Genomic DNA, 13,697 nt, shown 5'->3' with positions numbered 1-13,697 from the left:
TAGTCCTAAAGAGCCAGGCAGCCGAGGCGGCGCAGGGCGGCGAGAAGCGGCAGAAGCGGGAGCCCCAGGATAGTCGAGTGATCCCCCTCGACTATCTCGAAGAGATGGATGCCAAACCCTTCGAGCTGGTAAACGCCGACGCTTTTGAGCACATCCGGACCGGCGAGGTCGAGATAAAGATCGATGGCCCCGTCCGTCAGCGGCCGCAGGGTGAGGTGGGCGACACTGGAGAAGCGCTCAACCACCTGCCCGCCGATGGCAATCGCCCCGGCGGAATGAAGAGAGTGCTGCCGTCCCGCAAGACGCTTGAGCTGGAGCTGCGCCGCCTCGCGATCCGCGGGCTTGTGAAACACCTCGCCGTCACAGGCGAGCACCTGGTCGGCCCCGAGCACCACCCGCTGCGGGTGGCGGCGGCTGACCGCCAGGGCCTTTTCCGCCGCAAGTCGCGCCGCGAGCGCCGGCGGATCGAGGCTCTCGTGTGCAGCGGCGTCTTCAACGGCTCTCTCGTCGACGCCGGAATTCTGCGTCTCGACCGGGAGCTCCGCGCTCACGAGCAGGCCTAAGCGGGTGGCGCTGGTGGAAGCCAGCAGCAGCTTGTCCAAATGGGTCCAAAGGGCTGGCATGGTCTAATTCGCGCTCAGGCGCTGGCGGCGATCGCGGTGCAGATCGATGATCGCGGCCGCCGTCTCTTCGATGGAGCGGCGGGTCACGTCGATCACCGGCCAGCCGTTGCGGGCAAAGAGCCGCCGGGAGGCCGCCAGCTCCTCGGCCACGGCCTCGCGGTCCACATACGAGGTGTCGTCATCGGCATTCAGACTCAAAAGCCGGTTCTGCCGGATCTGCACGATGCGCTCCGGCGTCGCCACGAGGCCGACGATCAGGGCGGTCTTGGCCGTCTCCAGGATAACTGGGGGCGGCACGCCGGGCACGAGGGGGATATTGGCGGTCTTGAGGCCCCGGTTGGCGAGATAGATGGAGGTCGGGGTCTTCGAGGTGCGGCTCACTCCCACCAGGATCACGTCGGCGTCGTCGAGATCGTGCGGCAGGTGCCCGTCATCGTGCAGAAGGGTGAAGTTCATGGCGTCGATGCGCTTGAAATATTCTGCGTTCAGCATGTGCTGGGCGCCGGGCCGCGCGGTCGAATGGGTGCCGAGATAGGAGGAGAGCAGGGCATGGACCGGTTCGAGCACGGACAGATGCGGCGAGCCGGTGGCGCGGCAGACCTCCTCCAGGCGGCTGGCCAGTTCCTGCTCCACGAGGGTGTAGAGCACGATGCCGGGCGCGGTCTCGATCTCGTGGATCACCCGTTCGAGCTGGGTGTTGGAGCGCACGAGCGGATAGACGTGCTCGATGGCGGCCACACCTTCATATTGAGCCACCACCGCGCGGGCGACGGTGATCAGGGTTTCGCCCGTCGAGTCGGAGACGAGATGGAGATGGAAATAGCTGCGTCCCACGGCTCATAGTCTCCCAATAAGGAGTCGATCAGTGTGGATAAAACGCCCGGGCTCAGAGGTCCAGCGAAAGGCCCTGTGGGATTCGGCCCGAAGCATCAACAGGGCTCCCCGTTGTGTGAGTCTCGAATCGACCCTTTGGGAGAATCAGGCACGAATCACTCCCAAGGTCCGAATTCAGGTTTGGTTAACCTTCGTTAACGGGCTGTTAAGCTTTAAGATTTCGGAAAGGATTGTGGCGCGCCCGCCTCATCCCTTAATGAACCCTTAAGGCCACAGGCCATGTGGACCGTCTGTGGACGGGGTTGCGGCCTCGTGATTCACGGCCCAAGAGAAACAACAGATTCTAAGATTCAAAGATTCTTCTTTTATAGAGAGGGCCTGTGAGCACACGTTCCACCAAGGCGATTTTGCGCGTGCTGAACGGCGAGCCCGTCTGGCCTCTGCCGATCTGGATCATGCGTCAGGCCGGCCGCTACCTGCCGGAATACCGGGAGACCCGCAAACAGGCGGGCTCCTTTCTGGATCTCTGCTACAATCCCAGGCTCGCCGAGGAGGTGACGCTTCAGCCGATCCGCCGCTTCGGCTTCGACGCCTCGATCCTGTTCTCCGATATCCTGGTCATCCCCCATGCGCTCGGCCAGGACGTGCGCTTCGTCGAGAACGAGGGACCCAAGCTCGATCCTGTCACCGAGGCGAAGGATTTTTCGAGGCTTGCCGACGAGCTGCCGCTCGAGCGGCTTAATCCGGTCTTCGAAACGCTCGATCGCCTGAGCAAGAGCCTGCCGAAGGAGACCACGCTTCTCGGCTTCTGCGGCGCGCCCTGGACGGTGGCGAGCTACATGATCGCCGGCAAGGGCACGCCCGACCAGGCGCCCGCCCGGATCACCGCCTATCGCGACCCGGCCTTCATGGATGGGCTTATCGACCGGCTGGTGCGGGCCTCCACGGCCTATCTCATCCGCCAGATCGATGCGGGTGCGGAAGCCGTGCAGATCTTCGAGAGTTTCGGCTCCGCCCTGCCGCCCGCCCTGTTCGACCGGCTGTCGCTCAATCCGATTCGCCGCATGGTCGAGGGCCTTAAAACTGCGCGGCCGCAGGCCAAGGTGATCGTTTTCGTGCGCGGCGGCGGTGCCAATCTCCACCGCTTCGCATCTGCCGGGATCGGCGACGGGCTGGCGCTCGACTGGATACTCGATCCGGCCGTCGTGCTCCCGACGCTGCCGAACACGCTCGCCACCCAGGGCAACCTCGATCCGCTCGCGCTTATTGCCGGCGGTCAGTCGCTGGAGCAGGGGATCGATCACATCCTGAAGTCGGTGCGCGGCCGCCCGCATATCTTCAATCTCGGGCACGGCATCCTGCCGGAGACGCCGGTCGAGCACGTGGCGCAGATGATTGCCCGCGTGCGGGGAGCTTGAACGAAATGCTGTATCTGTGGCTCAAGGCGTTTCACGTGATCGCCGTCATCGCCTGGATGGCCGGCATGCTCTACCTGCCGCGACTCTTCGTCTATCATTGCGATGCGCCGAAAGACTCGATCCAGTCGGAGACCTTCAAGATCATGGAGCGGCGCCTGCTCAAGGCGATCATCAACCCGGCCATGGCCGTCACCTGGGTGCTCGGCCTCTACCTTATCTGGGACGGTGGCTGGTACACCTCGGGCTGGATGCACGGGAAGCTGCTGCTGGTGCTGATCCTGTCCGGCCTGCACGGGGTCTATGTGCGCCGTCTGAAGGACTTCGCTGCCGACAAGAACACGAAACCGGCGAAATATTATCGCATCCTCAACGAGGTGCCGACGGTGCTGATGATCGGCATTGTGATCCTGGTGATCGTGAAGCCGTTCTAAATTTTTGGCGGATGTCATCCCGGACGGCGAGGCCGATCCGGGATCGCTAGACGAGTGTGGCTCTTCTTCACCTCTCCCTCAGGGAGAGGGAGTTCACCGCTTCACGCGAAGAACGACCCCGGATCGGCTTACGCCGTCCGGGATGACGCTCGCGAGGACTTGTTTCAAAGCCTCTTGAGACTTTCCGAGAAAGCGGCTAAATAAGAATTCTCCTTCCTCCAAGACAGGTGCGCTGCACGGGCCCTCAGGGCTCTTCAGTCACGGTTCGTGAACCCGGCGGCCCTGTCGAACGTTTTCCTTAATCTCCCCGCGTCCAGCTTAATCCTGCCCGCGACCTTACCCCGAGAGTGTTCCCCGATGAGGGAAATCAAACTTCAAGACCTGAAATCCAAGACGCCGACCGAACTCATCGCCTTCGCCGAAGAGCTCGAGGTCGAGAACGCGAGCACCATGCGCAAGCAGGAGCTCATGTTCGCGATCCTCAAGCAGCTGGCGGCGCGCGAGGTGGAGATCATCGGCGCGGGCGTCGTCGAGGTGCTGCAGGACGGCTTCGGCTTCCTGCGCTCGGCCGATTCCAACTACCTGCCCGGCCCTGACGACATCTATGTCAGCCCAAGCCAAATCCGGAAATTCGGCCTGCGCACCGGTGACACGGTAGACGGCCCGATCCGTGGACCCAAGGAGGGCGAGCGCTATTTTGCGCTGCTCAAGGTCAACACGATCAATTTCGAGGATCCGGAAAAAATCCGGCACAAGGTCCATTTCGACAACCTGACGCCGCTCTTCCCGCATGAGCGCTTCAAGCTCGAGATCGACGATCCGACGCGCAAGGATTTCTCGCCGCGCATCATCGACATCGTGTCTCCCATCGGCAAAGGCCAGCGCGCGCTCATCGTAGCGCCGCCGCGCACCGGCAAGACCGTGCTGATGCAGAACGTCGCGCAGTCGATCACCACCAACCATCCCGAGTGCTACCTCATCGTGCTGCTCATCGACGAGCGCCCCGAGGAAGTCACCGACATGCAGCGCTCCGTGAAGGGCGAGGTCGTGGCTTCCACCTTCGACGAGCCGGCGACCCGCCACGTGCAGGTGGCCGAGATGGTGATCGAGAAGGCCAAGCGCCTCGTGGAGCACGGCCGCGACGTGGTCATCCTGCTCGACTCGATCACCCGTCTGGGCCGCGCCTACAACACGGTGGTGCCGTCCTCAGGAAAAGTGCTCACCGGCGGTGTCGACGCCAATGCCCTGCAGCGCCCCAAGCGCTTCTTCGGCGCGGCGCGCAACATCGAGGAGGGCGGTTCGCTCACCATCATCGCCACCGCGCTGATCGACACCGGCTCGCGCATGGACGAGGTGATCTTCGAAGAGTTCAAGGGCACCGGCAACTCGGAAATCATCCTCGACCGCAAGGTATCCGACAAGCGCACCTTCCCGGCCATCGACATCACCCGCTCCGGCACCCGCAAGGAAGAACTCCTCGTGGCGACGGACACCCTCAAGAAGATGTACGTGCTCCGCCGCATCCTCAACCCGATGGGCACGGTGGACGCCATCGAGTTCCTGCTCGACAAGCTGCGCCAGACCAAGTCGAACCAGGAGTTCTTCGACTCCATGAATACCTAATTGGAACACCTAAGGCGGACCGTCCGCCTGCGGAAATTCAGCCCCATCCTCTCACAAGAGGGTGGGGTTTTTGTTTGCGCTCAAAACACTCCCATGAGAGCCAGCACGATCAGGGTCAGCACGGCGGAAATCATAAGCGAGCCGGCACAGCCCAGGCGGTTCGAAAAGAAGAAGAACATGCGTGCTCCGTTGCCCTATGAAACCTGAGCATCATCCTCAACCCTTCGACACTGCTTTGTCCGGCGCGGGTTGGCTGACGATGCCGCTTGCGAGCACAACGCCCAGGGTCGCCATTGCTATCCCGACCAGGGCGGCAGGCTCGGGATATTCCCCGAGGACCGGAATTGCGATCAGGGCGGCGAGCACGATTGCGAGTGGGGAGACGGCAGCGGCGCGCGAAGCGCCGAGCCGGTCGACCGCGATTCCATAGAGCACGACACCCGCAACACCCGACAGAAGGCCCTGCAGGACCATCTGCAGCAGAAGAGGCGCGGCAAGCCCGTTGCCGAAGGCATGGATCAGAGGCGGGCTTCCGAACGGCAGGAGGATCAGGACGGACCAGAGTCCGATGAGGGCTGCTGCCTGCAGGGCCGACAAGCCGCTGCGGCGATAGGCATGGGTGTAGATGCCCCAGAGACAGGCGCCGGTCAGCAGCAAGAGATGCCCGCGCCAGGCGCCGTTGCCGGTGAGCAAAAGCCCGTAGCCGCCGATGCACACCACGCCGATCAGGATGAGGATGAAACCGGCAAGTCGTACGCCTCCCACGCGTTCCCCGAACGCAAGCCAGCCGATAAGAGCGACGAAGAGCGGCATGGTGCCGGGCAGGAGCGGACCGATTTCGGCGGCTGGCGCGAATTGCATGCCCAGCGCCACGATCAGGAAGAACGGAGCGCCGGAGCCGAGAAGCGCCAGCCCTTTCAAGACGCTCAGACCTTTAGGAAACAAACCGGCCCGCCAGCTGAACGGGATCAGGACAAGAGCCGGTACGCCGAACCTGAGCAGACCCACGGCTGCGGGCGGCAGGTCGTGCGTGACCGCGTGGCGGGTTGCCACAGCCCAGACTCCCCAGATCGTCACTGTGGCAAGCGCCGCAAGCCAACCGATAAGGGCAGGGCGGGCGCTGCTCCTGGGTGTAGCATGAACCATACCGGCCATTTCGAACCTCCCTTGATGCTATTGAGCATAGTCTGTCAGGTCAGAGCATGTCCTTGCGAAATGATCCTTGTTTTGACCTTATCCTTGGCAGAAGATTGCGTAAAACGGATGCCGATGATCATGCCCTATATCGACCTCGACGCTATCGACCTGAGAATCCTGGGTGCTCTGCAGGGCGACGGGCGGTTGAGCAATCAGGAATTGGCCGATCAGGTCGGCCTGTCGCCCTCGCCTTGTCTTCGCCGGGTGCGGCGTCTCGAACGCGACGGCTTCATTCGCACCTACCGGGCCGTGCTCGACCGGGAATCCGTGGGCTTAGGCCTTACCGTCTTCGTCGACATCAAAGTGGAAAAGCATTCGCGCGAGAATGCGACGGCCCTGCAGGAAGCACTCGCGGCCCTGCCGGAGGTGGTGGCCTGCCACATGGTCTCCGGCAGCGCCGATTTCATGGCCGAGATCGTCGTGCCGAACCTCAAGGCCTATGAGCGGCTGCTTACTGAGAAGCTCCTGACCCTGCCGATGATAGGCGACATCCGATCCAACTTCGCCCTAACTCGCGTGAAATCCGACACGGCCCTGCCGCTGACCCATCTCAAGCGCGAGCCCGAGATGCGGGAGCCGGATTGCTGAGGCGAGGCTTTATGCCGGGCTATCGGGCTCCGACGCCAGCATCTCCCGCACCCGCGCCTTCAACCCCACCGCATCCGTGACTGGCAGCGAGCAACGCTGGCCAGCGCAGACCAAGGCCTGGGCGTCCGCGCCTGAAGCGGCCAGGTCCTTGGCCGGGTGGTTGTCGTCGAGCGCTCCGCTCTCGCGCAGCCAGCGGACGCTGCGGTCGGGGTAGGGGACCTGCAGGGCCGCATCGTGGAGCGGTCCCGCATTGTTTCCCGTGACGAGGATGCTGACACCCCGCATGTGCAGGTCGAGGGCGTTGAGGATCGAGGTGTGGCCGAGGGGCGAGGTGCGGGCCATGCTCACGAGCCGGTTCAAGGTGTCGGCCGCCCGCGCAATATCGTCGGCGGCTTCCGTGATCTGCGCCAGCCGCACGAGCGCTTCCGCGAAGACGCCGTTGGCGTTCGGCACCGCCTCGTCATGGGTCGGCTGCGGCCGCACCACCAGGGGGTCTGCCCCCCGGGCCGTCATGGCGAGGCAACCGGTCTCCTCGACCATGAATTCATTGAGCAGAACATCCCGCCAGGTCTGTGCATCCTCGAGATAGGACGCGTCGGAGGTGGCCTCGAACAGCGCGAGCGCCGCCCGCATCATCGCGGCATGGTCGAGGGCGAAGCCCGGAAAGATCAGCGCGCCGCCACGCGAGGAATGACCGAGCTGCCCGTTCCGGCTCATGGACTCAGCCACGAACCGATAGGCCCGTTGCGCCAAGCCGATCCAGTCCGGACGGCCGAGCAGGGGCGCAGCCCGCACGAGGGCGCCGATCATCAGCCCGTTCCAATCCGTCAGCACCTTGTCGTCGAGGCCGGGCCTCACGCGCGCCTCGCGCCGCCCCAGGAGTTTTGCCCGCAGGGCGGCGAGCCGTTGTTCCACGGGGTCGGGGGCCTCACCGGAGATGAGCCGGTTCGGGATATTGTGGCCCTCGAAGTTACCCTCCTGGGTAATGTCATAGACTTTCGCGAAGAAGGCGGCGTCCTCCTCACCCAGCTCCTCGCGGATCTCGGCGAGGCCCCAGACATAGAAGCGGCCTTCTTCGCCCTCCGAATCTGCGTCTAAGCTCGACGCGAAGGCACCCTCCGGCGTGGTCATCTCCCGTTCGAGCCAGGTGACGATGCCCTCGGCGGCCTGCCGGAAAAGGGGGCGGCCGGTTTCCGCAAAGCCGAGCGCATAGAGCTCCAGCAACTGCGCATTGTCGTAGAGCATCTTCTCGAAATGCGGCACGAGCCAGCGCTCGTCGACGGAATAGCGGGCGAAGCCGCCGCCGAGATGATCCTGGATGCCGCCGAGCGCCATCCGCTCCAGGGTCAGCAAGAACCGATGCCGCGCCGCGCCGTCATTGGTGCGCCCGGCATAGCGCAGGAGATATTCGAGGATCGGCGGGTTGGGAAATTTTGGGGCGCCCTGCAACCCGCCATGCTCCGTGTCGATGAGCTCCGTCAGGCGCAAGGCCATCCGGTCGAGGTCATCCAGGCCGAGCACGCCGCTGTCGCCGGCCTCCACCTTGGCGAGGTGCTGCTTGATGGCGTCCCGGTTCTTCAGAACCCGCTCCGGCTCCGCATGATAGAGGCGGCTGATCTCGCGCAGCACCTGACCGAAGCCGGGACGGCCGAAGCGCGGCTCCTTGGGGAAATAAGTCCCGCCCCAGAACGGCTCACCCTCAGGCGTCAGGAACATGGTGAGCGGCCAGCCGCCGGGCTCGCCGAGAAGATGCAAGGCGCTCATATAGACATGGTCGACATCGGGCCGCTCCTCCCGGTCGACCTTGATATTCACGTAGAGGTCGTTCATGACCGCGGCGGTGTCCGGATCCTCGAAGCTCTCGTGCGCCATCACATGGCACCAATGGCAGGCGGCATAGCCGATGGAGATCAGGATCGGCTTGCCCTGCCGCCTGGCCTCGGCCAGGGCCTCGGGTCCCCATTCCCACCAATGGACAGGATTGTCCCGGTGCTGCAGGAGATAGGGGGACGAGGCGTCGTTCAGGCGGTTCATGGGTCCTGCTCCTGATTCCCGAGCGGCCCTCTGTTTGAGGGCTTGCCGTTCTTAAATCCTCTGCTCCTCACGAGGTTCACGCTTATGCGGTCTGATAACACGATCTTCGCCATTGCCTCCGGTCACGGCCGAGCCGCCGTGTGCCTGATCCGGATCAGCGGGCCGGAGAGCCGCACGATCCTGGAGCGGATGACGGGCGGGGTGCCGGAGCCCCGGCGGGCGGTGGTGCGGACCTTGCGCGATCCTCAGACCGCTGATCCCCTCGATCAGGCCCTCGTGCTCTGGATGCCGGGGCCGGGGAGCTTTACCGGCGAGGATCAGGCCGAACTGCACATCCATGGTGGCCTCGCTACCCGCGCTGCCGTCCTGCAGGCACTCTCTTCCATCGAGAACTGCCGTCCGGCCGAGGCCGGCGAGTTCACCCGCCGGGCCTTTCTTAATGGGCGGATGGATCTCTCCCAGGTGGAGGGGCTCGCCGACATCATCGATGCCGAGACGGAGGCCCAACGCCGGCAAGCCATGCTCCAGCTCGGTGGGCGCCTCGGCAATGCCGCCGAAGGGTGGCGCGAGAACATCCTTCAGGTTCTGGCCCTGTTGGAAGCAAGCCTGGACTTTTCCGACGAAGGCGACGTGCCGGAGGATCTGGAGGCGGAGATCCTGCGGATGATCGACGGGGTGCAGGGGGAGATTGGCCGGGCGTTGGCCAATCGCAGCGGCGAGCGGCTGCGCGAGGGCCTGACCGTTGTGCTGGCCGGCCCGCCCAATGCAGGCAAGTCGACCCTGCTCAATGCGCTGGCCCAGCGGGATGTGGCCATTGTGTCGCCCATCGCTGGAACGACCCGCGACGTGATCGAGGTCCATTGCGACCTTGGCGGCCTCCCGGTAATCATCGTCGATACAGCGGGCCTGCGGGAGAGCGCCGACCTGATCGAGCAGGAGGGCGTCTCCCGCGCCCGCGCCAGGGTGCAGGATGCCGATCTCGTGCTCTGGCTTGTGCCGCCGGACGGGGAGGAGAGCGCGCCTCCCGCGGCGCGGCGCCTGCTGAAGGTGGGGACGAAAGCGGATGTGGGCAGTATTCGACCCGATTGCGACCTGATGATCGCAGCTGCGACCGGGGAGGGGCTGCCGGAGCTGATCGCCCGCCTGGAAGTGGAAGCCGCAAGCCTGATGGGGCAGGGGGATGCGGTGATCACCCGCGAGCGTCATCGAAAAGCCTTGGACCGTGCCCAAGGATGCCTGATCCGCGCGCGGGATATGCTGGCGAGCCGGGGACCTCTGGAACTTGCGGCAGAAGAGGTCCGGCTTGCCGCTCGCGCCATCGGTGAGATCACCGGCCGGGTGGATGTGGAGGATGTGCTCGATCGCCTGTTCTCCAGCTTCTGCATCGGCAAGTGACCTGTTGCGGTAACCTTTTCGCGAATCTGTGAGACTCCCGATTTCGGCTGTTCACGAATCGGTGCAAGGGTGCTGAATCCGCCCTGCATAGGCTGTGGACCGGCTGTGCAGGACTGGGGATCGTCCAAAATGTTTCACGTGAAACATTTTGCCCTTTTGACCTTGGATCCGTGGCTGCGTAGACCCCTGTTTATGGAGACCATCATGAGTTCTTCGTTCGACGTGATCGTCGTGGGCGGTGGCCATGCCGGAGCCGAGGCGGCTGCGGCCGCTGCGCGCCTGGGCACACGGACGGCTCTCGTTACGCATAAGCTCTCGACCGTTGGTGCCATGTCATGCAACCCGGCCATCGGCGGCCTTGGCAAGGGCCATCTCGTGCGCGAGATCGATGCTCTTGACGGCATCATGGGCCGCATCGCCGACAGGGCCGGCATCCAGTTTCGCCTTCTCAATCGCCGCAAGGGGCCGGCCGTACGCGGCCCCCGTACCCAGGCCGACCGCAAGCTCTATGCCCGAGCCATGCAGGCGGAGCTTCTGAACACACCGAACCTCATCATTGTGGAGGGTGAGGCCGACGACCTTATCGTTCAGGAGAACCGGATCGCTGGCCTGCTGCTCACCGATGGGCATCGGCTCGCGGCCGGTGCGGTGGTCATTACCACCGGCACCTTCCTCTCCGGTCTGATCCATATCGGCGAGAAGAAAATCCCGGCTGGCCGCATGGGCGAGCGCCCGTCGCTCGGCTTGCCCAAGACCTTTGCCCGGCTCGGCTTCACTCTCGGCCGCCTGAAAACCGGCACCCCGCCCCGCCTCGACGGCCGTACCATTGATTGGGCCGGTGTCGACAAGCAGGCAGCCGACGACGAGCCGGTGCCGTTCTCCCTGCTCACCACCCGCATCACCAATCCGCAGATCGAGTGCGGCGTTACCCGCACGACGGCCAAGGTACACACGCTCGTTCGCGATAACCTGCACCGTTCGGCCATGTATTCGGGCGAGATCCAGGGTACCGGGCCGCGCTATTGCCCGTCCATCGAGGACAAGGTGGTGCGCTTCGGCGACCGTGATGGGCACCAGATTTTTCTGGAGCCGGAAGGCCTCGACGATTGCACCGTTTATCCCAACGGGATTTCCACCTCCCTGCCGGAGGATGTGCAGCTTGAATTTCTCAAGCACATTCCCGGCCTGGAAAAGGTGCATATGCTCCAGCCGGCCTATGCCATCGAGTATGACTATGTGGATCCGCGTAACCTCACGGCCGGGCTCGAGACCAAGGCGGTGCAGGGGCTTTTTCTCGCCGGCCAGATCAACGGCACCACCGGCTATGAGGAGGCGGCCGCTCAAGGGCTGGTGGCCGGCCTCAATGCCGCGCGCCGGGCAGCCAGCGAGGCAAGCATCGTATTCGACCGGGCCGAGTCCTATATCGGCGTGCTTGTCGACGACCTGATCACCCGTGGGGTGAGCGAGCCCTACCGTATGTTCACGTCCCGGTCCGAGTACCGCCTGAGCCTGCGCATCGACAACGTGGACGAGCGTCTGACTGGCAAGGGACTGGAGATCGGCTGCGTCGGTTCGCAGCGCGAAGAGCATTTTCGCCGGTCTCAAGAAGAGATCCGGGGCACCCGGCAGCAGCTTCAGACCTTAGCCGTGACGCCTAAGGAAGCGGCGGGGCATGGGCTGGAGCTGAACCAGGATGGCATTCGCCGCTCGGCCTACCAGCTTCTCTCCTACCCCAATATCGGTTGGTCCGACCTGGAGCGGATCTGGCCGGACCTCGCTTCCGTCAGCGGTTCTGTCCGCGAGCGCCTGGAGACGGATGCTACCTATGCAGTCTATCTCGACCGGCAGCAGGCAGATATTGCCGCTTACCGGCGGGACGAGAGCGTGGTGCTGGAGGAGAGCATCGATTTTCAGGGGCTGCCTGGGCTTTCAAATGAGATCAAGTCCAAGCTCGACAGGGTGCGTCCCAAGACCCTCGGCCAGGCCGCCCGCATTGAGGGCATCACGCCTGCGGCTCTAACCCTTCTAGCCGCTCATGCCCGCAAGGCGCCTAACCGCGCTGCCCGTAACATCGATCCGGTGCAGGCATGACCTCAACTGTCACCGCATCCAGCCTAAATGTTTCACGTGAAACATTCGAGAAGCTTGAGCTGCTGGAGCGAGAGCTTCGCCGCTGGCAGGTGATCAAGAACCTCGTCGGCCCGGCCACGCTCGACCAGATCTGGGAGCGTCACATCGTCGATTCGCTCCAGCTTCTGGACCTCGTCCCTGATGCCAAAACGTGGCTCGACCTCGGCTCCGGGGCCGGTTTTCCCGGTCTGGTTCTTGCCATCGCAGGGGCGGACAGGGGGCTGAAGGTACACCTTGTCGAGAGCAACTCGCGAAAATGCACCTTTCTCCGCCACATCGTGCGGCTGACTGGCTCGGCCGCAACCGTGCATGAAGCGCGGTTGGAAGCCGTCGTTCCAGGCTTCATCGGCAAGGTCGACGTGGTCTCGGCCCGTGCTCTCGCGGCGCTGCCGCAGCTGCTGGACTGGACCGCGCCATTGTTGAAAGCGGGGACAATCGGCCTCTTCCCCAAAGGTCGCGACGCCGAGATTGAATTGACCGAGGCCCGGAAACAGTGGACATTCGAGGCGGAGACCCTGCCGAGCTCGACCGATTCCAGCGCCAGGATTCTCCGCATAACCTCCATCGAGAGCCATTCATGATGACCGACCGCAACGGACCCGAAGCAGGCGCGCGTGGGGTGAAGCCGCGCGTTCTCGTGCTCGCCAACCAGAAGGGCGGCGTCGGAAAGACTACGACGGCGATCAATCTGGGCACTGCGCTGGCCGCGATCGGCGAGAGGGTGCTGATCATCGATCTCGACCCGCAGGGCAACGCCTCGACAGGTCTCGGCATCGACCGCAAGAACCGGCAGACCTCGACCTATCACGTGCTCGCCGGCGAGGCGTCCTTGGAGGAGAGTATCACCGAGACGGTAGTGCCTGGATTGTCGGTCGCCCCGTCGACTCTCGACCTCCTCGGTATCGAACTGGAGATCGCCAACGAGCGGAACCGTGCCCATCGCCTTCGCTCAGCGATTCAGGAACTTTCGGTCGCTGAGGTAAGCGAACCATTTACCTATATTTTGATCGATTGCCCGCCATCGCTTAATCTTCTGACCATCAACGCCTTAACCGCTGCTGACGCCGTCCTGGTGCCGCTTCAGTGCGAATTTTTTGCTCTGGAAGGCCTCAGCCAGCTGCTCAAGACGGTCGAGCAGGTCCGTTCGGCTCTCAATCCGGAGCTGACGATCCACGGGGTCGTGCTGACCATGTTCGACCCGCGCAACAACTTGTCCGGTCAGGTCGTGGCTGATGTGCGCCAGTTCATGGGCACCAAGGTTTACGAGACCATGATCCCGCGCAACGTGCGCGTGTCCGAAGCGCCGTCCCACGGCAAGCCGGTTCTGCTCTACGATCTGAAATGCGCCGGCTCGCAGGCTTATCTGCGTCTGGCCTCCGAAGTCATCCAGCGCGAACGCGCCCTGCGCGCTGCGTGAAAAAGTT

General features: G+C 63.8%; 12 protein-coding genes. 8 read left to right on the top strand and 4 right to left on the bottom strand.

Annotated features, from left to right (window positions below):
• Window positions 1–5 precede the first annotated feature (5 nt).
• Together VB618_RS06280 and VB618_RS06275 are read right to left on the bottom strand one after the other, a co-directional pair.
• Window positions 6–623, bottom strand: coding sequence for a Maf family protein (locus tag VB618_RS06280; RefSeq protein WP_329795737.1), 618 nt, complete (start codon window positions 621–623; stop codon window positions 6–8).
• 3 nt (window positions 624–626) lie between these two features.
• The gene (locus VB618_RS06275) at window positions 627–1,457 is read right to left on the bottom strand and encodes a pyruvate, water dikinase regulatory protein (RefSeq protein WP_329795736.1); all 831 of its coding nucleotides are present in this window, start codon (window positions 1,455–1,457) and stop codon (window positions 627–629) included.
• 380 nt (window positions 1,458–1,837) lie between these two features.
• On the opposite strand from VB618_RS06275, the gene hemE reads away from it, so the two are divergent.
• The 3 genes from hemE (at window position 1,838) to rho (ending at window position 4,929) form a co-directional block, all read left to right on the top strand.
• Complete coding sequence (hemE, locus tag VB618_RS06270) at window positions 1,838–2,875, top strand: uroporphyrinogen decarboxylase (protein WP_329795735.1); 1,038 nt, start codon at window positions 1,838–1,840, stop codon at window positions 2,873–2,875.
• An 8-nt stretch (window positions 2,876–2,883) separates the two neighbouring features.
• Window positions 2,884–3,306 (top strand): protoporphyrinogen oxidase HemJ, encoded by a 423-nt coding sequence (hemJ, locus tag VB618_RS06265; protein WP_329796143.1) that lies wholly within the window; start codon window positions 2,884–2,886, stop codon window positions 3,304–3,306.
• Between the two features lie 357 nt (window positions 3,307–3,663).
• Complete coding sequence (rho, locus tag VB618_RS06260; protein ID WP_329795734.1) at window positions 3,664–4,929, top strand: transcription termination factor Rho; 1,266 nt, start codon at window positions 3,664–3,666, stop codon at window positions 4,927–4,929.
• A gap of 216 nt (window positions 4,930–5,145) precedes the next feature.
• Here rho and VB618_RS06255 read toward each other — a convergent pair whose 3' ends face one another.
• Window positions 5,146–6,084, bottom strand: coding sequence for a DMT family transporter (locus VB618_RS06255; protein WP_329795733.1), 939 nt, complete (start codon window positions 6,082–6,084; stop codon window positions 5,146–5,148).
• 120 nt (window positions 6,085–6,204) lie between these two features.
• Here VB618_RS06255 and VB618_RS06250 point away from each other — a divergent pair, with 120 nt between their 5' ends.
• Window positions 6,205–6,714: an Lrp/AsnC family transcriptional regulator gene (locus VB618_RS06250; RefSeq protein ID WP_329795732.1), complete on the top strand. Its 510-nt coding sequence runs from the start codon at window positions 6,205–6,207 to the stop codon at window positions 6,712–6,714.
• Between the two features lie 9 nt (window positions 6,715–6,723).
• Here VB618_RS06250 and VB618_RS06245 read toward each other — a convergent pair whose 3' ends face one another.
• On the bottom strand, window positions 6,724–8,748 hold the full coding sequence (locus VB618_RS06245) for a thioredoxin domain-containing protein (protein ID WP_329795731.1): 2,025 nt from the start codon (window positions 8,746–8,748) through the stop codon (window positions 6,724–6,726).
• A gap of 84 nt (window positions 8,749–8,832) precedes the next feature.
• Here VB618_RS06245 and mnmE point away from each other — a divergent pair, with 84 nt between their 5' ends.
• The 4 genes from mnmE (at window position 8,833) to VB618_RS06225 (ending at window position 13,690) form a co-directional block, all read left to right on the top strand.
• A complete protein-coding gene (mnmE, locus tag VB618_RS06240) occupies window positions 8,833–10,143 on the top strand; it encodes a tRNA uridine-5-carboxymethylaminomethyl(34) synthesis GTPase MnmE (RefSeq protein WP_329795730.1) in 1,311 nt (436 codons plus the stop codon).
• Window positions 10,144–10,347: 204 nt separating this feature from the next.
• Entirely contained in the window at window positions 10,348–12,234 is a 1,887-nt protein-coding gene (gene mnmG, locus VB618_RS06235) for a tRNA uridine-5-carboxymethylaminomethyl(34) synthesis enzyme MnmG (protein WP_329795729.1), read from the top strand.
• Window positions 12,231–12,854, top strand: a complete 624-nt coding sequence (gene rsmG, locus VB618_RS06230; protein WP_329795728.1) for a 16S rRNA (guanine(527)-N(7))-methyltransferase RsmG — start codon at window positions 12,231–12,233, stop codon at window positions 12,852–12,854. Before mnmG ends, rsmG begins: the two co-directional genes overlap by 4 nt.
• Window positions 12,851–13,690 (top strand): ParA family protein, encoded by an 840-nt coding sequence (locus VB618_RS06225; RefSeq protein WP_329795727.1) that lies wholly within the window; start codon window positions 12,851–12,853, stop codon window positions 13,688–13,690. The genes rsmG and VB618_RS06225 overlap by 4 nt, the downstream gene beginning before the upstream one ends.
• The last annotated feature ends 7 nt before the right edge of the window (window positions 13,691–13,697 follow it).

The organism is Microvirga sp. CF3062 (assembly GCF_036314045.1).
Taxonomy (GTDB): Bacteria; Pseudomonadota; Alphaproteobacteria; order Rhizobiales; family Beijerinckiaceae; genus Microvirga.
The sequence above is the reverse complement of the archived record's forward strand: the minus strand, read 5'-3'. Positions and strand labels throughout refer to the sequence as shown.